The following is a 23,362-nucleotide window of genomic DNA, read 5'->3' as shown; positions in this document are numbered from 1 at the left end:
GGGGCATCCGCGGTCAGGCCGTTCCGAGCTCGTCGTCGAGCAGGTGGAAGATCTCCTCGGCGGTGGCGGAGGCGAGGTTGCCGTCAGCCTTGGCGGCATCGTCGGCGTCGGGCTCGGCGTACGTCCACAGGGTCAGCAGTTCCCGCAGCCGGGCGGCGACGGCGGTGCGGTCGGTGTCGTCGTCGGCGACCGCCCGCATCGCGGTCTCCAGCTTGTTCAGCTCGCCGAGCACCGACAGCGCGGAGGTGGTCTGTTCGGCCAGCAGCGCGCCGCGCAGGTAGCCGACCAGCGCGGTGGTGGTGGGCCGGTCGTAGATCAGGGTGGACGGCAGGCGCAGCCCGGTGGCGGCGGTGAGCCGGTTGCGGAACTCCACCGCGGTCAGCGAGTCGAAGCCGAGTTCGACGAAGCCCTTGTCCTCGGCGACGGCGCGCATCGAGGCGTACCCGAGGACCGCCGCCGCGTGGGTGCGGACCAGGTCGGACAGCACCCGGTCCCGCTCCGCCTCGGGGGTGCCGGCGAGGGTGTCGCGCAGCGCCGCCGCGGCGTCGGCGGCCGGGGCCGCCGGGGCGGCGGCCGACCGCACCAGGCCGTGCAGCAGGCGGGGCAGCGCGGGCCCGAGCCGGCCGAGCACCCCGAGGTCCAGGCTGACCGGTACGACCACCGGGTCGGGGTAACGCAGCGCGGCGTCGAACAGGGCCATGCCCTCGTCGGCGTCGAGCGGGTGGAAGCCGCCACGGCTCATCCGGTGCTCGTCGACGTGGCCGGGCTGTCCGCCGGGCAGGTCGGGGTTGGCCCACGGTCCCCACGCCATGGAGGTGACGGTGAGCCCGCGCGCACGGCGGTGCTGGGCGAGGGCGTCGAGGAAGGCGTTCGCGGCAGCGTGGTTGGCCTGCCCGGGCCCACCGAACAGCCCGGACGCGGAGGAGAAGAGCACGAACGCGGCCAGGTCCAGCTTCTCGGTCAACTCGTGCAGGTGCCACCCGGCGTCGACCTTCGGCGCGAGGACGGCGTCGAAGCGGGCAGGGGTGAGCGCCGGTAGGACCCCGTCGTCGAGCACCCCGGCGGCGTGCACCACGCCGACGAGCGGCCGGTCGGCGGGGATCTCGTCGAGGAGCACGGCGAGGGCGTCGCGGTCGGTGACGTCGGCGGCCACCACCTGGGCGGTGGCGCCGAGGCCGGCCAGCTCGGCGGCGAGCGCGTCCGCGCCGGGGGCGTCCGGGCCGCTGCGGCTGACCAGCAGCAGCCGGCGTACCGCGTGCCGGGTGACCAGGTGCCGGGCGACGAGCCGGCCCAGCGCACCGGTGGCGCCGGTGACCAGGACGGTGCCGGTGGAGAGGTCGGGGGTGTCCGACGGGGGCGGGCCGAGCCGGGCCAACCGGGGTGCCCGCAGCCGGCCGGCACGGACGGCGAGCTGGGGCTCACCGCAGGCCAGGGCGGCGGGCAGCGCGGCGGCGGAGCGGGGGTCGTCGTCGACGTCGAGCAGCACGATCCGGCCCGGGTTCTCCGACTGGGCGGAGCGCACGAGGCCCCACACGGGGGCTGCGGGCAGGTCGGTGAGCCGGTCGTCGGCGTCGACGGCGACCGCGCCCCGGGTCATCACGACGAGCCGGGCCGTCTCCAGTTCCGGCCGGGTGAGCCAGTCCTGCACCAGGGCGAGGGTCTCGTGGCTGACCAGGTGCGCCGCCCGCGCCGGGTTCGGCTCGTCGGCACGCTGCCCGAAGCACGCGGCGAGCACCGCGTCGGGGACGGCCGCACCGCTGGTCACGGCCGCGACCAGGGCGTCCAGGTCCGGGTACGCGTCAACGCCCGGCCAGGCGTCGCCGAGCGCGACGAGTCGCGGCGGGGCCCCGGCCGGCGCGGCGGTCGGCTCGGTCCAGTCGAGCCGGTGCAGCGACCGCTGCGCCGTACGTCGGGCGGCGCCGAGCTGGTCGGCGGTGACCGGTCGCAGCACCAGGGCGTCGAGCGAGGCGACGGGCACGCCGCCGGTGTCGGTGACGGTGGCGGCGACGGAGCCCTCACCGGCGGTGAGCCGGACGCGCAGTTCCCGGGCCCGGGTCGGCTGGATCGCCACCCCGGTCCAGGAGAACGGCAGTCCGGGCTGTGTGTCGCCGTCGGTCGGCGCGGTGTCGGCGCGGTCGAGTGCGCTCGCGCCGATGGCGTGCAGGGCGGCGTCGAGCAGCGCGGGGTGCACGGAGAACGCGGCGGTGTCGGTGGCCGTGTCGGAGTCGAGGGACACCTCGGCGAGGATGTCGTCGCCGTGCCGCCAGGCGGCGCGCAGCGCCTGGAAGACCGGGCCGTAGTGGTAGCCGCCGGCGGCGAGGTGCGGGTAGAGCGCGTCGAGGGCGATCGGCTCGGCGTCGGCCGGGGGCCAGGCGCCGGCCGGGCCGGCGGTGACCGGTCGGGTGGGGGCGAGCAGGCCGTGGGCGTGCCGCCGCCACTGCCGGGCCGTCCCGGACCGGTCGCCGTCGTCGTCGGCGTACGAGTGGACGGAGACCGGCCGGAGGCCGTCGTCGTCGGCCGCGCCGACCCGGACCCGCAGGTCCACGGCACCGGAGTCCGGGATGGCGAGCGGGGCTTCCAGGACGAGTTCGGTGACGTGGGCGGCGTCGACGTGCCGGCCGCTCCAGGAGGCCAGCTCGACCAGTGCGGTGCCGGGCAGCAGGACGGTGCCGAGGACGGCGTGGTCGGCGAGCCACGGGTGGGTGGCGAGGCTGATCCTGCCGGTGAGCAGCAGCCCTTCGTCGCCGGGCAGGTCGGCCACGGCGCTGAGCAGCGGGTGGTCGACGGCGTCCAGGCCGACCGACGGCAGCCCGGCCCTGCTCACGCCGGTGTTCTGCAACCAGTAGCGGTCCCGGGCGAACGGGTAGGTGGGCAGGTCGACGGTCGGCGTGCGGGTCAGGACCGTGCTGAGGTCGACGGGCAGGCCGATGGTGTGCGCGGTGGCCAGGTTGGTCAACAACCGGGTCGCGTCGTCGTCGCCTCGACGCAGACTGCCCAGGGTGTGCCCACTGGTGTCGGTGTCGTCCAGGATCGCGGTGACCGGCATCGTGAGCACGGGGTGCGGGCTGATCTCGACGAACGTGCGGTGCCCGGCCGCGATCGCCACCCGCACCGCCGCGTCGAACTGCACGGTCTGACGCAGGTTGTCGTACCAGTAGTCGGCGCTCATCGTGGCCGGGTCGACCCACCCCCCGGTCAGGGTGGACACCAGGCGGGTGTGGCCGGGCTGCGGGGTGATGTCGGCCAGGTCCGCGCGCAGTTGCTCGGCGACCTCCTGCACGGCGGCGGAGTGCGAGGCGTAGTCGACGGGGATCAACCTTGCCCGGATCCCGTCGGCCTGACAGGCCTCGACCAGATCCGCCACCGGCTGCGGCGGGCCGGAGACGACCACGGTCGACGGGCCGTTGACGGCGGCCACACCGACACCCTCGAACGCGGGCAGCCGCTCGGTGACGGCGTCGGCGGGCAGGTCGATCGAGGCCATCGTGCCCGTGCCCCGCAACACCGCCAACGCCCGGGACCGCAACGCCACCGTCTTCGCCGCATCCTCCAAGGTCAGGATCCCGGCGACACACGCCGCTCCGATCTCACCCTGCGAATGCCCGATCACCACCTGCGGAGTGACGCCCACGTGCTGCCACACCTCAGCGAGAGCGATGCCGACAGCCCAGAGGACCGGCTGCACCACCTCGACGCGCTCCAGCCACGACTCGTCGTCACCCGTCAACACGGAGACGAGATCGACGTCCAGGTAGGGAGCCAGGGCCTGCTGACACTCAGCCAGCTTCGCGTCGAACACCGGAGTCCGACCGACCAGACCGGCCGCCATCCCCGCCGACTGCGCCCCCTGACCCGGGAACACGAACACCGGACCCGCGCCGTGGCCCGACACCGTCCCGGACACCACGTTGGCCGCCGGCAGACCGGCCGCGACGGCGTCCAGACCGGACAGCAGCTCGTCGGCGGTGGACCCGATCACCACGGCCCGCTGGTCGAGGGTGGCGCGGGTGGTGGCCAGGGACCAGCCGACGGCGGCGGGATCCACCTCGGCCTGCTCGCGCAGGTGCGCGGCCAGCCGGGCGGCCTGGGTGGCGAGGCTCGCGGTCGATCGGGCCGACACCGGCCAGGCGACGACGTCGGAAGCGATCAGCCCGGGGCCGACGACCGGCTCGGAACTTCCGGTGGCGTCGTCGGACTCGTCGGGCTGCTCGATGATCAGGTGGGCGTTGGTGCCGGACATGCCGAACGAGGAGACCGCCGCCCGACGCGGCCGGTCCACCTGCGGCCACGGCCGCGCCTCGGTCACCAGCTCCACCGCCCCGGCCGACCAGTCGATGTGCGGCGACGGCTCGTCCACGTGCAGCGTCGCCGGCACCAGACCGTGCCGCATCGCCTGCACCATCTTGATCACGCCGGCCACACCGGCCGCCGCCTGCGCGTGCCCGATGTTCGACTTGATCGAGCCGAGCAGCAGCGGCTCGTGGCCGTCCCGGTCCTGCCCGTACGTGACCAGCAGCGCCTGCGCCTCGATCGGGTCGCCCAGCGTCGTACCGGTCCCGTGCGCCTCGACCACGTCCACGTCGGCGTTCGTCAGCCCGGCGGTGCCGAGGGCCTGCCGGATCACCCGCTGCTGCGACGGGCCGTTCGGCGCGGTCAGCCCGTTGGACGCGCCGTCCTGGTTGACCGCCGAGCCCCGCACGACGGCCAGCACCCGGTGACCGTTGCGGCGGGCGTCGGAGAGCCGCTCGACGAGGAGCATGCCGACGCCCTCGGACCAGCCGGTCCCGTCCGCCGCGGCCGCGAACGACTTGCACCGGCCGTCGGCGGCCAGGCCCTGCTGGCGGGAGAACTCGGCGAACGTGCCGGGGGTGGCCATCACCGTGACGCCGCCGGCCAGGGCGAGGTCGCACTCGCCGCGCCGCAGCGCCTCGCCGGCCAGGTGCAGCGCCACCAGCGACGACGAACAGGCGGTGTCGACGGTGACCGCCGGCCCCTCCAGCCCGAGGGTGTACGACACCCGGCCGGAGATGATGCTGTGCGCGGCACCTGTCATCAGGTAGCCCTCGGTGCCCTCCGGCACCTCGGTCAGCCCGGTGCCGTAACCGGAGGTGGACGCGCCGACGAACACGCCGGTACGGCTGCCCTTCAGCGAGGTGGGATCGAGCCCGGCCCGTTCCAGGACCTCCCAGGACGCCTCCAGGGTGAGTCGTTGCTGCGGGTCCATGGCCAGGGCCTCGCGGGGCGAGATGCCGAAGAAGGCCGGGTCGAAGCCGGTGACGTCGTACAGGAAGCCGCCGGCCGGGGCGTAGCCACTGTCCGGGGTGGGGGTGTCCCAGCCCCGGTCGGTCGGGAAGTCGCCGATCGCGTCGACGCCGTCGACGACGAGCCGCCACAACTCCTCCGGGCCCCGGGCGTCACCGGGGTACCGGCAGGCCATGCCGACGATGGCGATCGGTTCGTCGGCCCCCGTCGCCACGGCCGGCTCGGCGGGGTGGGCGGAGTCGGCGCCGAACACCGTCTCGCGCAGGTGCCGGGCCAGCTCGGCCGGGGTGGGGTGGTCGAAGACCAGGGTGGACGGCAGCCGCAGCCCGGTCGCCTCGTTGAGCCGGGTACGGAAGTCCACGGCGGTGAGCGAGTCGAAGCCGAGGTCCTTGAACGGCCGGCCGCGCAGATCGTCGGGGGTGGCGTGGCCGAGCACCCGGGCGGTCTGCTCGTTGACGATCCGGAGCAGTTCCCGCTCCTGCTCCGCCTCGGGCAGGTCGGTCAGGTGGCGCAGCGCGTCGGCGACGCCGGCCGGCGCGGCGGCGCTCTCCGCCTCGGCCTCGACGAGCGCGCGCACCTGCGGCAGCTCCGACAGGAACGGGCTGGGCCGGGTGAGGGTGAACGCCGGGTGGAAACGGCTCCAGTCGACGTCGGCGACGGTGACGCAGGCGGTGGGCCGCTGCACCGCCCGGTCGAGGGCGACCAGGGCCCGCTGCGGATCGATGGTGGGCAGGCCCATCCGGTGCAGTTGCTCGGTGGCGGCGTTCTTGGCGGCCATGCCGTCGGCACCGCCCCACGCGGTCCAGGAGACGGCGGTCGCGGTCAGGCCCCGGTCCCGGCGGTGCACGGCGAGCGCGTCGAGCAGTGAGTTGCCGGCCCCGTACGCGCACTGGCCGGCGCTGCCCCACACCCCGGAGATGGACGAGAAGAGCAGGAACGCGGCGAGCGGCCGGTCGGCGAGGCACTCGTCGAGGTGCAGCGCGCCGAGCACCTTGCCGGCGACGACGTGGGAGAACTCGTCGAGGGTGGTGCCGGTGAGCGGGGTGAGCTGGTCGGTGCCGGCGGCGTGCACCACTGCGGTCAGCTCGGGCAGCGAGTCCAGCAGCGCGGCGACGGCCTGCCGGTCGGTCATGTCGCAGGCGGCGGCAGTGACCCGCCCGTCGTCGGCGTAGGAGTCGAGCAGGCCCGGGGTGGCGGCGCCGCGCCGGCCGACGAGGACGACCCGGTGGGCGCCCCGGTCGAGCAGCCAGCGGGTGACGTGGCCGCCGAGCGCGCCGGTGCCGCCGGTGACCAGGACGGTGCCGTCGGCCCACCAGTCCCCCCGGTCCGGGGCGGGGGCGGGGGCCGGGGCGAGTCGGCGGCCCCAGACACCGCCGGAGCGGACGGCGACCTGGTCCTCCCCGCTGCCGCCGGCGAGGACGGCGGCGAGCCGGCGCAGCACGCCGTCGTCGACGGCGGCCGGCAGGTCGACCAGGCCGCCCCAGCGGTGCGGCTGCTCGACGGCGGCGGCCCGGCCGAGGCCCCAGACCAGGGTCTGGAGGGGATGGTCGACCGTGTCGGCGGGGCCGGCCTTGACCGCGCCGCTGGTGACGCACCAGACCGGCGCGTCGAGGTCGACGTCGGTCAGCGCCTGCAGCAGCACGAGGGTGGTCGCGGCCGCGACGCTCATCCCGGGGTGCGCGGGCAGCAGCCGGTCCTGGCCGGCGACGAGGTGCAGCACCCCGGCGACCGGCCGGTCGCCGGTGGCGGCGCGCAGCCGGTCGGCGAGCGCCGCCCGGTCCAGGTCGTCCGCGCCGACGCGCAGCGTCACCGGCTCGTCGCCGCCGGCGTGGAGCAGGCCGGCCAGGTCGTCCGCCCAGTCCGGTGCGGCGTCGGCGGGCAGGGTCAGCAGCCAGCGCCCCGTCGGCCGGTCCCCCTCCGGGACCGGCACGGGCTTCCACACCACCTGGTACGACCAGCCGTCGGCCACGGAGCGCTCGTGCCGGTTGCGCCGCCAGGAGGCGAGCACGGGCAGCGCCGGCAGCAGGGTGTCCACCGGGTCGGCGGCACCGGCCGGGTCACCGCCGAGCTGGTCGCGCAGCGCGTCGACGTCGGCCTGTTCGACCGCCGCCCAGAACTCGGCGTCCATGCCTGACTCCGCGCCGGCCGGGGCGGGCGGGGGCGGCTCGGGCCAGAACCGTTCGCGGTGGAACGCGTACCCGGGCAGCCGGACCCGGCGGGGGTCGGCGCCGGTGAAGAGGTCCCGCCAGCCGACCGGCGCCCCGGCGACGTGCAGCTCGGCGAGGGCGGTGAGCAGGGACGCCGGTTCGGGGCGGTCCCGGCGCAGCAGCGCCACGGCGGTCGTCGGGTCGGCGTCCGGGCCGAGGATCTCCCGGGTCAGCGCGGTGAGCACGCCGCTCGGGCCGACCTCCAGGTACGTGCCGACGCCGAGGGCGCGCAGCCGCTCGACACCGTCGGCGAAGCGCACGGTGTCCCGGACGTGCCGCACCCAGTGCGCGGTGCTACGGATCTCCTCCGCCTCGACGGGTTCGCCGGTCAGGTTGGAGACGATGGGCAGGGTGGGGGCGCGCAGCTCCAGCCGGTCCACCACAGCGGCGAACTCGGCCAGCATCGGCTCCATCAGCGGGCTGTGGAAGGCGTGGCTGACCCGCAGCCGCCGGGTGCGCGTCCCCCGGTCGGTGAAGACGCGCTCCACCTCGGCGACCGCGTCGGCGGCGCCGGAGACGACCACGGCGGTGGGGCCGTTGACGGCGGCGACACCGAGCGGGCCGTCGATCCCGGCGAGGACGGCGTCCACCTCGTCCTCCCCGGCCTCGACGGAGAGCATGGCCCCGCCGGCGGGCAGCGCCTGCATCAGCCGGCCCCGGGCGGCGACCAGCGCGGCGGCGTCGGGCAGGGAGAGCACCCCGGCGACGTGGGCGGCGACCACCTCACCGATGGAGTGACCCATCAGCACGTCGGGGGTGACCTGCCAGGACTCCAGCAGCCGGTACAGCGCCACCTCGACGGCGAAGAGCCCGGCCTGGGTGAACACGGTCTGGTCGAGCAGGTCGGCCTCGGCGGTGCCCGGCTCGGCGGCCAGCACCGGCGCCAGCGGCCGGGGCAGGTGCTCATCGAGCGCGGCGCATGCCTCGGTGAGCGCGCGGGCGAAGGCGGGGAACGCGGCGGCCAGTTCCCGGCCCATGCCGGGGCGCTGGGCGCCCTGGCCGGAGAAGAGGAAGGCGAGCTGCCCGCCGCGCGGTCCGGCCCCGGCGACGAGGCCGGACGCGGTCCCGCCGTCGGCGAGGGTACGCAGGCCGCGCAGCAGGTCGGCACGGTCGGCGGCGAGGACGACGGCCCGGTGCTCCAGGGCGCCCCGGGTGGTGACCGAGGACCAGCCGACATCGGTCAGCCCGGCGTCGGCGGCGTCGGGGTCGGTGTCGAGCCAGTCGGCCCAGCGCCCGGCCTGGGCGGCGAGCCCGGCGGCGTCACGGGCGGAGACCAGCACGGGCACCAGTCCGGCGGCGGTCACCGGGGCCGGGCCGTCCACCCGGGCGTCGGCGTCGGCGCTACCGGCCGTGCTCGCGGCCGCACCGGCGGCCGGAGTACCGCCGGCCGTGCCGGCCTGCGCGCTGCCGGCCGGGGAGCCGGACGCCACCGGGGCGGTGGTGGCGTCCGGGGTCTCCGCCGGGGCCTCTTCGATGATCACGTGGGCGTTGGTGCCGCTCATGCCGAACGAGGAGACGCCCGCGCGGCGGGGCTGCTCCCCCGCCGGCCAGGGCTGCGCCTCGGTGAGCAGCGACACCGCGCCGGCCGTCCAGTCCACGTGCGGGGTGGGCTCGTCGACGTGCAGGGTGGCCGGCAGCGTCCCGTGCCGCAGCGCCATCACCATCTTGATCACGCCGGCGACGCCGGCCGCCGCCTGGGTGTGGCCGATGTTCGACTTGACCGAGCCGAGCCGCAGCGGCCGGTCCGCCGGCCGGCCCTGCCCGTACGTGGCGAGCAGGGCGGTCGCCTCGATCGGGTCGCCGAGGCTGGTGCCGGTGCCGTGCGCCTCGACCGCGTCGACCTGTTCCGGGGAGAGCCGGGCGCTGGCGAGGGCCTGGAGCACGACCCGCTGCTGGGAGGGCCCGTTGGGGGCGGTGAGCCCGTTCGACGCGCCGTCCTGGTTGACCGCGCTGCCCCGTACCACGGCGAGGACCGGGTGGCCGTTACGGCGGGCGTCACTGAGCCGCTCGACGAGCAGGACGCCGACGCCCTCGCCCCAGGCGGTGCCGTCGGCGGCCCCGGCGAACGCCTTGACCCGGCCGTCGGCGGCGAGGCCGCGCTGCCGGGAGAAGCCGATGAAGGCGGCCGGGGTGGACATGACGGTGGCGCCGCCGGCCAGCGCCAGGGTGCACTCCCCCTGACGCAGGGCGTGGCAGGCCAGGTGCAGCGCGACCAGCGACGACGAGCAGGCGGTGTCGACGGAGACGGCGGGGCCCTCGACGCCGAGCACGTAGGAGATCCGGCCGGAGACGACGCTGGCGGCGGTGCCGGTGAGGACGTACCCCTCGACGCCGGGCGGGGGTGCCTGCAGCAGCGCCGCGTAGTCCTGGCCGGTGGTGCTGGCGAAGACGCCGACCTGGTGGCCGCGGAGCGTCGCGGGGTCGATGCCGGCGTGCTCGAACGCCTCCCAGGAGGTTTCCAGCAGCAGCCGCTGCTGCGGGTCCATGCCCAGCGCCTCGCGCGGCGAGATGCCGAAGAAGCCGGCGTCGAACTCGGTGGCGGAGTCCAGGAAGCCGCCCTGCCCGACGTACGAGGTGCCGGGGTGGTCGGGGTCGGGGTGGACCAGCCGTTCCAGGTCCCAGCCCCGGTCGGCGGGGAAGTCGGCGATGGCGTCGCCGCCGGTGGCGACCAGCCGCCACAGGTCCTCGGGGGACCGCACGCCGCCCGGGAACCGGCAGCCGATGCCGACGATGGCGATGGGCTCCCGGTGTGCCGCCTCCAGCTCCCCGAGTTTCCTCTTCGTCTGGTGGAGGTCCGCGGTCACCCATTTCAGGTATTCCCGGAGAGTGTCTTCAGTCGCCATTAGTGCCACCTTTTCGGGCCGGAGGAACCAGGCGACCCAATACCGTCCACAACAGCCTCGGACCGCGACACCACAGCCCGTCGAACCCGACCATGAATTGCAATTGACAACAGCTCTTCAGCGCCCACCGCGTCTTACTTACCGGAGGAAGGTAATTGTCGGCCGACGGCGGTCACAACCCCTACGGTGCCCCTACGGCCGCCCCTACCTGGGCGTTGGCGCAACCGGCCGCAGGCTGGGCCGGGGCCGCCCCGGTCCGGTCCGGTACGGCGATCCGGCGGGGCCGGTCGCGACGGGCGTGACAGCCCTGGGCGACCGGCCCCGCCGGCCCGTCCGACAATGGTCGGACGGCCGATTTCAGAAAACGCCGTTGACGTCACCACCGGGCCCGCCGAGCTCCCGGTGGATGAATTCGAATATCTCGGCGTCGCTGGCCCCGTCGAGGGTCGGTGCCACCGGCGCCTCGACGGGCCGGTCGTCGCCCCAGCGGGCGAGGAACGCCTGCATCTGCACCAGCAGTTTCTGCCGGGTGAGCGGATCCGGCGCGCTGGCGGCGAAGAGGCCGTCGAGCTTCTCCAGTTCCGACAGCAGGCCGGCGGTGGCGACCCCGTCGGACACCACCAGGGTGCGCAGGTGGCGGGCGAGCGCCAGCGGGGTCGGGTAGTCGAAGACCACGCTGGCCGGCAGGGTGACCCCGGTGGCCGCCCGCAGCCGGTTGCGCAGTTGGACGGCGGTCATCGAGTCGAAGCCGACCTCCCGGAACGCGCGCGCCGGGCCGAGGTCCCCGGTGCCGGGGTGGCCGAGCACCGCTGCGGCGTGGGTGGTGACGAGGTCGACCAGGGCGGCGTCGCGGTCCGCGTCCGACAGTGGCCGGAGCCGTTCGCGCAGCGCGTCCGCCGCCCCGTCGTCGGCCGGCTCGGCGTCGTGCAGGGTGCGCAGCGCCTCCCGCGCCTCGGAGATCTCGGCGAACAGCGGTCGGGCCCGGACGGCGGCGACCGCCGGCACGAACCGGTCCCACCGTACGTCGGCCACCACGACCTGGACGCCGTCCGCCACGGCCTGCCGCAGTGCGGCGGTGGCCAGGTCGGGCGCCATGCCGGGCAGCCCGCGCCGGCTGAGCTGGTCCAGATCGGCGTCGGCGAGGCCGTCGGCCCAGGGGCCGAAGGCCACCGACGCGACCGGCAGACCGGCTCGCCGCCGGTTCGCGGCGAGGACCTGGAGCAGGGCGTCGCCGGCCGCCTGGCCGGACCGCCCGCCGGAGCCCCACACCCCGGAGGTGGAGGAGCAGAGCACCAGCGCCGGTAGGGACCGGGTCTCCAGTTCGTCGGCGTACCGGGGGATGTCGCCGACGGTGGCGAGCAGGTCGGCGGCGAGGCCCGCGAGGGTCAGCTCCGCCAGCGGTACGGTGCCGGTGTCCGCCGGCACGTGCAGCAGCGCGGTGACCGGCCGGCCGTCGGCGGCGAGCTGTTCCATCCGGTCGGTGAGCTTGCCTCCGGCCGGTTGGTCCAGCGGCACCACGGACGCGCCCTCCCGGTCCAGCCAGGCGGTGGCGTGCCCGGTGAGCGCGCCCGTCCCGCCGGTGACCAGGACGGCGCCCTGCGGGGTCCAGCCGGTGCCCTCGGCCGGGCCGGCGCCCCGGACCAGCCGCCGCGCGTACGCCCCGGTGACGCGGACCGCGAGCTGGTCCTCCCCCTCGGTGTTGGTCAGCGCGGTGACCAGTGTGACGCCGAGGTCCCCGGTCACCGTGCCGGGCAGGTCGACGAGACCGCCGACGTGGCGGGGGTGTTCCAGTGCGGCGGCCAGGCCGAGGCCCCAGCTGGTGGCCTGCCACGGCCGGGTGGCCGGTTCGTCGTCGGTGGCGACGGCCCCGGTGGTGGCCAGCCAGAGCGGCAGCGGCGTGGCTTCCTCCCGGCCGGTGTGTGCCTGCAGGAGCAGCAGGTTCGCCGCGAGTCCGGACGGCAGTGCGTCCTGGCCCGGGTGCGGCGCCTCGTCCAGGGCGAGCAGGGAGAGCAGTCCGGTCGGTTGGTGCGCGGCGCAGGCCCGGGCGAGGTCGGCGGCGAGCCCGTCCCGGTCGGCGGTCGCCGGGTCCACGGTCAGCAGGTGCACGGTGGCCCCGCCGGCGCGCAGCGCGTCGGCGACCGTCGTGGCGGCCTCCCGGCGCGGCGCGACGAGCAGCCAGCTGCCCGGGTCGCCGGCGGTGAGCCGTTGGGGTCGCCAGGTGATCCGGTACCGCCAGCCGTGGAGGGTGCCGTCCTGGTGCTGCCGGCGCCGCCACGACTCCAGTTCCGGGAGCAGGTCCTTGAGCGGCTGGCTGGTGTCGATGCCGAGCCGGTCGAGGTCGCCGTCGGTGACCGCGCGCCAGAACTCGGTGTCGGCCCGGTCCGCGCCGCCGATCAGCGGGGCGGTCAGGGTGGGCCAGTACCGCTGCGGCTGGAACGCGTACGTGGGCAGCTCGGGCAGGTCGCGCGGGGCGGGCCGGGGCCCGGCGAGCGGGGTGAGCAGGGCCGCCCAGTCGACGTCGCGTCCGGCCGCGTACCGGGTGGTGAGCGCGGTGAGCAGCGCGGTCACCTCCGGCACGCCGGCCTGCAGGGTCGCCGTGGCGACGACGTGGTCGGGGAGCAGGTCGGCGTTCATCGCGGTGAGCACGGCGGCGGGGCCGATCTCCAGGAAGGTGTCGACGCCGGCGGCGTGCAGGGCGGCGATCCCGTCGGCGAACCGGACGGCCTCGCGGACGTGCCGCACCCAGTAGTCGGGGCGGGTCAGCTCCTGCGGGTCCGCCAGGGCCCCGGTCAGGTTCGACACCACCGGAACCAACGGCGCGGCGAAGCTCAGCCCGGCCAGGACCGCCCGGAACTCGTCGAGCATCGGCTCCATCAACGGACTGTGGAACGCATGGCTCACCGTCAACCGACGAGTACGCACACCCCGCTCCCGCCAGACCCGCTCCACCTCATCGAGGACGTCGAGCGCGCCGGACACCACCACCGAGGACGGCCCGTTGACCGCCGCGATCCCGACCCGATCGGTGAACCCGTCCAGCGTCGGCAGCACATCCGACTCGGGCGCATTGACGGCGAGCATCCCGCCACCGGCCGGCAACTCCTGCATCAACCGACCACGCGCCGCCACCAGCGCACACGCATGCTCCAGCGACAACACCCCCGCCACATACGCAGCCGTGATCTCCCCGACCGAATGCCCACCCACGAAGTCCGGCACCACACCGAACGACTCCACCAGACGGAACAACGCCACCTCGACCGCGAACAGCCCAGCCTGGGTGAACACCGTCTGATCCAACAGCCCCGCCTCGTCGGCGAACAGCACCGACTTCAACGGCTGCGGCAACAGCCGGTCCAGATGCGCACACACCTCGTCCAACGCGACAGCGAACACCGGGAAGACGCCGTACAACTCCCGACCCATGCCGACACGCTGCGCACCCTGACCGGAAAAGAGGACGGCGGTGCCGCCCGTCACGGCGGGCACGGCCGGGACGAGCGCCGGGTGCGTGCCGCCGGTGGCGAGGGCGCGCAGCGCCGCGAGCCGGGTCTGCGGGTCGGCGGCGACGACCGCCGCCCGGTGGGCCAGGTGCGCCCGCCCCTCGGCCAGCGCCCAGGCCACCGCCCCGGCGTCGGGCCGGTCGCCCGTGCTCCCCGGGTCGAGCCGGCGGACCAGCCGGTCGGCCTGGGCGCGCAGCCCGGCGGTCGTGGCCGCGGAGACCGGCCACGGCAGCGCCGCGACGACGGGTACGGGCGGCTCGGCGGGGTCGTCGGCCGGCGCCTGTTCGAGGATCACGTGGGCGTTGGTGCCGCTGATGCCGAACGAGGAGACACCGGCCCGGCGGGGACGACCGTCGGCATCCCACGGCCGCGCCCGGGTGAGCAGCGCCAGCGGACCGGACGCCCAGTCGACGTGCGGGGACGGCTCGTCGGCGTGCAGGGTCGCCGGGAGCGTCCCGTGCCGCAGCGCGAGGATCATCTTGATCAGGCTGGCCACGCCGGCCGCGGCCTGGGTGTGGCCGATGTTCGACTTGACCGAGCCGAGCCAGAGCGGCCGGTCGGCGGGCCGGTCCGGCCCGTACGCGGCGATCAGCGCCTGCGCCTCGATCGGGTCGCCGAGGGTGGTGCCGGTGCCGTGCGCCTCGATCGCGTCGATGTCGGCCGGGGTCAGGCCGGCGTTGGCCAGGGCGTGCCGGATGACCCGCTGCTGTGCCGGTCCGTTCGGGGCGGTGAGCCCGTTGGACGCGCCGTCCTGGTTGACCGCGCTGCCGGCGACGACGGCCAGGATCCGCCGGCCGTCCCGCCGTGCGTCGGAGAGGCGTTGCAGCAGCAGGACGCCGACGCCCTCACCCCAGCCGGTGCCGTCCGCGTCCGCGCCGAACGCCTTGACCCGCCCGTCGGCGGCGAGGCCGCGCTGGCGGGAGAACTCCAGGAACGCCCCCGGCGTGGACATCACGGTCACACCACCGGCCAGCGCCAGGTCGCACTCCCCGGACCGTAGGGCCTGGGCGGCGAGGTGCAGCGCGACCAGCGACGAGGAGCACGCGGTGTCGACGGTGACCGCCGGCCCGTGCAGCCCGAACGAGTACGCCAGCCGGCCGGAGACCACCGAGGCGCTGTTGCCGGTCGCCTGGTAGCCCTCGACCTCGGACCGGGCGCCCAGCAGCAGGGTGGCGTAATCCTGCCCGTTGGTGCCCATGAACACGCCGGTGGCGGAGCCGCGTACCCGCTGCGGGTCGAGGCCGGCCCGTTCGAACGCCTCCCAGGTGGTGTGCAGCAGCAGCCGCTGCTGCGGGTCCATGGCCAGCGCCTCGCGGGGGTTGATGCCGAAGAACGCGGCGTCGAAGTCGGCCACCCCGTCGAGGAAGCCACCGCTGCGGGTGTAGCTGGTGCCCACCCGCTCCGGGTCGGTGTCGAAGAGGGCGTCGAGGTCCCAGCCCCGGTCGGTGGGCATCGGGGTCACCGCGTCCACGCCGTCGACCAGCAACTGCCACAGCTCCTGCGGGGAGGACACCCCACCGGGGAAGCGGCAGGCCATCGAGACGATGGCGATCGGCTCGTCGACCGGCGGCCGGACCACGGTCGCGCCGGTCGCCGGGCCGTTGTCGGCCGCGCCCGCCACCAGTTCGGTACGCAGGAAGCGGGCCAGTTCCGCCGCCGAGGGGTGGTCGAAGACCACGGTGGACGGCAGGGTCAGCCCGGTGCTCCGGCCCAGCCGGTCGCGCAGCTGCACGGCGGCGAGGGAGTCGAAGCCGAGTTCCCGGAACGCCCGGCCGGCTGGCACCTGGTCGGTGGAGCTGTGGCCGAGCACCGCTGCCGCCTCCGCGCGTACCAGGTCGACCAGGAGGGTCTCCTGGCCGGTCACCGGCAGCGCGGCGAGTCGGGCGCGCAGCCCGTCGGTGGCGGCGTCGGTCTCCGGCTGCTGCGGTTCGGCGACGGCCGGGGCCACCCGGTCGAAGAGGTGGCTGGGCCGGGCCGCGGTGAAGGCCGCGACGAACCGGGTCCAGTCCACGTCGGTGACGACCGGGGCCGCCTCGGGGGCGTTGACCCAGCGGCCCAGTGCCGCGAGGGCGGCGTCGGGCGCGAGCGGGGTGAAGCCGCGGCGGCGCAGGCCCTCGGCGGTCTCCCCGGCGGCCATGCCGTCGTCGGCCCACGGGCCGTAGGCCAGGGCGGTGGCGGGCAGGCCGGCGGCCCGGCGGGCGGCGACGAGGGCGTCGAGCAGGGCGTTGCCGGCCGCGTAGCCGGCCTGCCCGCCGCCGCCCCAGACCCCGGCCACGGAGGAGAAGACGACGAACGCGTCGAGATCCCGGTCCCGGCAGGCGGCGTCCAGGTGTACGGCGCCGAGCACCTTGCCGGCCATCGTCTCCGACAGGTCGGTGTCGGTCGTCTGGTACGCCGGGGCGGTCCCGCCGGACGTGCCGGCGGTGTGCACGACGGCGGTGAGCGCGGGCAGACCGGCGACCAGCGCGGCGACGGCCCCGGCGTCGGTGACGTCGCAGGCGACGATCCGGGCCGAGGAGCCCAACTCCCCGGCCAACTCCACCGCGCCCGGCGCATCCGGGCCACGCCGCGAGACGAGCACCACCTCGGCGGCCCCGTTCGCCAGCAACCAGCGGGCCACATGCCCACCCAACGCACCGGTACCACCGGTCACCAGCACCGTGCCCGACGGCCGCCAACCCGACGCCACAGGCGGCACGGCCGCCACCAGACGGCGACCGAAGACGCCGTTGCGGCGGACGGCCACCTGATCCAGGGTGCCGTCGGCCAGCACGGCGACGAGCGCGGCGCGGGTGCTCCGGTCGGCGCGGGCCGGCAGGTCGACCAGGCCGCCCCAGCGGTCCGGCTGTTCCAGGGCGACGGCACGGCCCAGACCCCAGGCCGACGCGGCCCAGAGGTCACCGGCCCGCTCGTCGGGCGTGACCGGCAGGGCGGCCCGGCTGAGCGCCCACACCCGGCCCGGCAGGCCGGTGTCGGTGAGCGCCTGGGTGAGGGTGAGCAGCACCGCCGTGCCGGCGGGGACACCCGGCGCGTGCGGGAGCGGCCGGTCCTGCCGGGGCAGGACGCAGAGCACACCCGCCCAGCCCTCGGCGCCGGTACGCTGCAGCCGCTCGCCCAGCTCCGTCCGGCCGGCGGTGGGGTTGACGGTGAGGGTGTCGACCTTGGCGCCGGCTTCGGTGAGCGTCTTCGCGACGCCCGCGTCGGCGCCGCCGCCCACGGTGACCACCAGCCACCGGCCGGTCAGTCCGGAGGCCGGGGCCGGCCGGACCGACTCCCATCCGATCCGGTACGACCAGTTGTCCAGGGCGGTGTCCCGGGTGCGGGCGCGGCGCCAGGTGGTCAGGGCGGGCAGGGCCGGGGTGAGAGCGTGCACGGCGTCGTCACCGAGCTGCCCGGCGAGGGCGCTCAGGTCACCGCTCTCCACAGCGGCCCAGAACTCGACATCCCCACCGTCCACACTCGTCGTGTCCGGGACACGGGGAACCGACTCAGGCCAGAACCGCTGATGCTGGAACGCGTACGTCGGCAGATCCACCCGCCGCGCACCGGCATCGACGAACCACTGCCGCCAGACAACCCGCACACCGTGGACGTGCAGCTCCGCCAGGCCGGCAAGCAACGCCTGCACCTCGGTACGGTCCCGACGCTGGGCGGCCACGGCGAGCACACCCTCGTCACCGGGCAGAATGTCCGCGGTCATCGCCGTCAGCACACTCTGCGGACCGATCTCGAGGAACGTGTCGGCTCCGGCGACGCGCAGGGCACTGATCCCGTCGGCGAAGCGGACGGCTTCGCGGACGTGCCGCACCCAGTAGTCGGGGCGGGTCAGCTCCTGCGGGTCGGCGAGCGCACCGGTCAGGTTCGACACCACGGGCAGCAGCGGGACGGAGAAGGACAGCCGCTCCAGCACCGCCCGGAACTCGGCCAGCATCGGCTCCATCAGCGGACTGTGGAACGCATGACTCACGGCCAGCCGACGGGTCCGCACGCCCCGGCCCTGCCACACCTGCTCGATCTCGTCGAGCACGTCGACCGCGCCGGAGACGACGACCGAGGTCGGCCCGTTGACGGCGGCGATCCCGACCCGGTCGGTGCGCCCGTCGAGCGTCGGCAGCACGTCCGCTTCGGCGGCGGCGACCGCGAGCATCCCGCCACCGGCGGGCAGCGCCTGCATCAGGCGGCCACGGGCCGCCACCAGCGCGCACGCGTCGGCCAGCGACAGCACCCCGGCCACGTACGCCGCCGTGATCTCACCGATGGAGTGGCCGCCGACGAAGTCCGGCACCACCCCGAACGACTCGACGAGACGGAACAGCGCCACCTCGACGGCGAACAGGCCGGCCTGGGTGAACACGGTCTGATCCAGCAACTCGGCCTCGGCCGTGCCCTCGTCGGCGAAGAGCACCGACTTCAGCGGCTGCGGCAGCAGCGGGTCCAGGTGGGCGCAGACCTCGTCCAACGCCGTCGCGAACACCGGGAAGGTGTCGGACAGCTCCCGGCCCATGCGGGCACGCTGCGCGCCCTGACCGGAGAAGAGGACGGCGAGCTGGCCGCGTTCGGCGGCGCTGCCGGTGACCACGGCGCCGGAGGGGTCGCCGGTGCCGAGGGCGCTCAGCGCGGCGAGCAGGTCGTCGCGGTCGGCGGCGGTCACCACGGCCCGCTGCTCCAGCGCGGGTCGGGTCGTCACCGACGACCACGCCACGTCCACCGGACGCAACGACTCGTCACCGGCCAACCACCGCGCCCACCGACCCGCCTGCAACGCGAGAGCGGCATCGGTACGCGCGGAGAGCAACACCGGCACGACCGGCGCCTGCCGCTCGACCACCTCGCCGTCGACCACGGTCGGCACCGGCGGCTGCTCGATGATCACATGCGCGTTGGTGCCGGAGATGCCGAACGACGACACGGCCGCCCGGCGGGGCCGGTCCACCACCGGCCACGGGGTCGCCTCGGTGGCCAGCGCCACCGCACCGGTCGTCCAGTCGATGTGCGGGGACGGCTCGTCGACGTGCAGGGTGGGCGGCACCAGCCCGTGCCGCATCGCGAGCACCATCTTGATCACCCCGGCGACACCGGCCGCGGCCTGGGTGTGCCCGAGGTTGGACTTGATCGAACCGAGCAGCAGCGGACGGTCTGCCGGCCGGTCCTGCCCGTACGTCGCCAGCAGCGCCTGCGCCTCGATCGGGTCACCGAGGGTGGTGCCGGTGCCGTGGGCCTCCACGACGTCGACCTGTGTCGGGCTGAGTCGGGCGTTGGCGAGGGCCTGCCGGATCACCCGCTGCTGCGACGGCCCGTTCGGGGCGGTGAGGCCGTTCGACGCGCCGTCCTGGTTGACCGCCGTGCCACGCACCACGGCCAGGATCCGCCGGCCGTCCCGCCGGGCGTCCGACAGCCGCTGCACGAGCAGCATGCCGACGCCTTCACCCCAGCCGGTGCCGTCGGCGGCAGCCGCGAACGACTTGCACCGCCCGTCGCGGGACAGACCCCGCTGCCGGGAGAACTCGATGAAGGTGCCGGGGGTGGCCATCACCGTCACACCGCCCGCGAGGGCGAGGTCACACTCGCCGCTGCGCAGCGCCTGCGCGGCCAGGTGCAGCGCCACCAGCGACGACGAGCACGCCGTGTCCACCGTCACCGCCGGGCCCTCCAGGCCGAAGGTGTAGGCGACCCGCCCGGACAGCACGCTGCCCGAGGTGCCGGTGCCGATGTAGCCCTCCACCTCGGCCGGCATGTCCATCAACCGGGAGGCGTAGTCGTGGTACATGACACCGGCGAAGACACCGGTACGGCTGCCGCGCAGCCGCTGCGGGTCGAGACCGGCGGACTCGAACGTCTCCCACGAGGTCTCCAGCAGCAGCCGCTGCTGCGGATCCATCGCCAGGGCCTCACGCGGACCGATCCCGAAGAATCCCGGGTCGAACTCGGCCGCGCCGTACAGGAAACCACCGTGCCGGGCGTACGACGTCCCGCTGCGGTTGGGGTCCGGGTCGAAGAGGGACTCCAGGTCCCAGCCCCGGTCGGCGGGGAACTCACCGACGCCGTCCCCGCCGCCGGCCAGCAACTCCCAGAGCTGGTCGGGGTTGTCCACCCCGCCCGGGTAGCGGCAGGCCATGCCGACGATCGCGATCGGCTCGTCGGTGCCGGTGGTGGCACTGACGGCCGGTTCCGCCGCCGATCCGGGTACGCCGGCCAACTCGGACCACAGGTGGTCGGCGAGCACGGCCGGGGTCGGGTAGTCGAAGACCAGCGTGGAGGCCAGCCGCAGCCCGGTCGCCGCGTTGATCCGGTTACGCAGGTCCACCGCGGTCAACGAGTCGAAACCCAACTCCCGGAACGCCCGGTCCGCCGGCACCGCCTCCGCGCCACCGTGCCCGAGCACCTGCGCGACGAGACCACGGACCAGGAGCGCGAGCTGTGCCCGGCCGTCGTCCTCGGTGAGCCCGGCGAGCCGGTCGGCCCACCCGCCCCCGCCCTGTCCCGCCTGACGTCGCACGCTCGTGCCGACCAGGGCCCGCAGCATCGGCGGTACGACAGCCCCGGAGGCGGCGGCCCGCAGCGCGGTCACGTCGATGGTGGCCGGCACCAGGACCGGCCGCCCCGCCGCGAGGGCGGCGTCGAAGAGCGTGAGCCCGGTCTCGGCGCTCATCGGGGTCAGACCCGCGCGCGCCGAGCGGGCCCGGTCTGCCTCCCCGATCGACGCGGCCATCCCGGCGGTGTCCCACATCCCCCACGCCATCGACACCGCCGGCAGACCCGCCTGCCGCCGATACACCGCCAACGCGTCCAGGAACGTGTTACCCGCCGCGTACGCCCCCTGACCCGGCGAGCCCAACACACCCGCCACCGACGAGAACACCACGAACAGATCCAGATCCAGACCCGCCGTCGCCTCATGCAGATGCCACGCGGCATCCACCTTCGGCGCGAGCACCCGGGCCAGCCCGTCCGCAGTGATGCCGGTGACGACACCGTCGTCGAGCACACCCGCCGTGTGCACCACACCCGCCAGCCGACCAGCAGCAGCAATCCGACCGACCAGGGACCGCACCGCATCCCCATCAGTCACATCACACGCCACCACCTCCACCGACGCGCCCAGCCCCGACAACCGATCCACCAGCGCATCCGCACCCGCTGCGCCACGCCGGGACGCCAGCACCAGGGACCGCACCCCGTAGGCCGACACCAGATGCTCCGCCACCAACGCGCCCAGAGCACCCGTACCACCGGTCACCAGCACCGCACCGGCACCGACGGTGACCTCCGCCCCGGAGCCCGGGGCGCGCACCAGACGCGGCACCCACACCCCACCGGAACGGACGGCCACCTGGCCGCCGACGGTGGTGTCGTCGAGGGTGCCGGCGAGCACGCTCAGCGTTTCGGGCGTCAGGTCGCCGGTCTGCGCGTCGGCGTCCAGGTCCACCAGGACGACGCGGCCGGGGTGTTCCGACTGGGCCGACCGGAGCAGACCCCACACGGCGGCACCGGCGAGGTCGGCCATCCGGTCGCCGTCGCGGGCGACGACCGCGCCCCGGGTCACCGCGACGAGGGTCGTGCCGGCGAGCGCGTCGGCGGTCAGCCAGGCCCGCACGACACCGAGGACGTCCGAGGTCACCGACCGGGCGTACCCGGGCAGGTCGTCGACCTGCTCCGGCGTGGCGGGGACCGGCAGCACGAGGGCACGCGGGGCGTCGGCTCCGGCGGCGACCGCGGCCAGCACCGCCGCCACGTCCGGGTACGCCGTCAGCCCGGCCGGGAGCTCCGGCCGGCGCTCGGCGTCCTGGGCCAGCAGCGCCCAGCCGGTCACCGACGCGGTCTGCGTGATCTGGGCCGCCTGCCAGGACACCTCGAACATCGACCGGGCGGCGGCGCTCGGGGCGGCCACGCCGGTCAGCTCGCGCAGCACGAGGGAGTCCACCGACACCACCGGCGCACCCGACTCGTCCACCGCGACCAGGCGGACCGACGTGCCGGAACGGGTCAGCCGCACCCGCAGCGTCCGCGCACCCGAGGCGTGCACCTGCACACCCTCGAACGCGAACGGCACCCGCGCACCGGACGCCTCTTCCGCCGACAACAACCCGATCGGATGCAGGGCGGCGTCCAGCAACGCCGGATGCACCCCGAACCGGCCGGCGCTCTCCGCGGCCTCGTCGGGCAGAGCCACCTCGGCGTACACCTCACCGTCACCGGTCCACGCCCGGCGCAGCCCCTGGAACACCGGCCCGTACGACAGACCGTGTCCGGCGAGGACGTCGTACCAGCCGGACAGGTCCACTTCGGACGCCCCGGCCGGCGGCCACGCGCCCACCACCGGCTCGTCGAGCGACGCCGCTTCGAGCACCCCGTCGGCGTGCCGGACCCAGCCCGCCTCGGGGTCGTCCTCGGGTCGGGAGTGGATGGTCACGGCGCGTTGCGGGGAGTCGGCGGGGCCGTCGACCCGTACCTGGATGCGTACGCCCCCGGTGTCGGGGAGGACCAGCGGCGTGGCGACGGTCAGCTCCCGGAGCCGGGAGAGGCCGGCCTCGTCGCCGGCCCGCACGGCCAGTTCGACGAGCGCGGCGCCCGGGACCAGGGTCAGGCCGGCGACCGTGTGGTCGGCGAGCCAGGGGTGCGTGGCCAGGCAGAGGCGGCCGGTCAGCACCACCTCGTCGTCGCCGGCCAGGTCGACCGCCGCGCCGAGCAGCGGGTGGCCGGCGTCGCCGAGCCCTGCCCCCGACACGTCGCCGATGCGGGGGCGGGGGGTCGCGGGCCAGTACCGCTGGTGCGCGAAGGCGTACGTGGGCAGGTCGACCCGCCGCGCCCCGGTGTCGGCGAACCACTGCCGCCAGGTGACGGGCACACCGGCGACGTGCAGCTCGGCCAGTGCGGCGAGCAGCGCGACGGCCTCGGTGCGGTCCTTGCGCTGGGCGGCGACCGCGAGCACGCTCTCGTCGTCGGGCAGCACGTCGGCGGTCATCGCGGTCAGGACGCTCTGCGGGCCGATCTCCAGGAAGGTGTCCACCCCGGCCGCCCGCAGGGCGGTGACGCCGTCGGCGAAGCGGACGGCCTCCCGGACATGCCGCACCCAGTAGTCGGCGGTACGGATCTCGTCAGGGTCGGCGAGCGCACCGGTCAGGTTCGACACGACCGGCAGCAGCGGCGCGGCGAAGGTCAACTGCTCCAGGACCGTCCGGAACTCGGCCAGCATCGGCTCCATCAGCGGGCTGTGGAAGGCGTGGCTGACCGTCAGCCGGCGGGTGCGCACACCTCGCTCCCGCCAGGTCCGATCCACCTCGTCGAGCACGTCGACGGGGCCGGCCACCACGATCGAGGTCGGGCCGTTGACGGCGGCGACGCCTACGCCGGTCAGGCCGGCGATCGAGGCGTTCACCTCGGCCTCGCCGGCCGCCACCGCGAGCATCCCGCCACCGGCGGGCAGCGCCTGCATCAGCCGGCCCCGCGCCGCCACCAGGGCACACGCGTGCTCCAGCGACAGCACACCGGCGACGTACGCGGCGGTGATCTCCCCGATCGAGTGGCCGCCGACGAGGTCCGGCACGAC

At 75.5% G+C, this 23,362-nt stretch carries 2 protein-coding genes (1 of these 2 only partly in view); both read right to left on the bottom strand.

Features of this window, described 5'->3' with window-relative positions:
- Positions 1-13: 13 nt before the first annotated feature.
- On the bottom strand, positions 14-10,312 hold the full coding sequence (locus GA0070560_RS17085; RefSeq protein WP_091298275.1) for a type I polyketide synthase: 10,299 nt from the start codon (positions 10,310-10,312) through the stop codon (positions 14-16).
- 357 nt (positions 10,313-10,669) lie between these two features.
- Positions 10,670-23,362: the end of a type I polyketide synthase gene (locus tag GA0070560_RS17080; protein ID WP_091298273.1), read on the bottom strand. It continues 17,031 nt past the right edge of the window; the window shows 12,693 of its 29,724 coding nt (coding positions 17,032-29,724); its start codon lies off the right edge, out of view; its stop codon occupies positions 10,670-10,672.

This window comes from Micromonospora halophytica (assembly GCF_900090245.1).
In the GTDB taxonomy this organism is placed as follows: Bacteria; Actinomycetota; Actinomycetes; order Mycobacteriales; family Micromonosporaceae; genus Micromonospora; species Micromonospora halophytica.
Note: the sequence above shows the minus strand (reverse complement) of the source record. Positions and strands in the feature narration are given on the sequence as shown.

What these genes read in the sequence shown, in the direction of transcription:
- GA0070560_RS17085 (WP_091298275.1), bottom strand. Translation starts at nt 10,312, where the DNA reads ATGGCGACTGAAGACACTCTCCGGGAATACCTGAAATGGGTGACCGCG.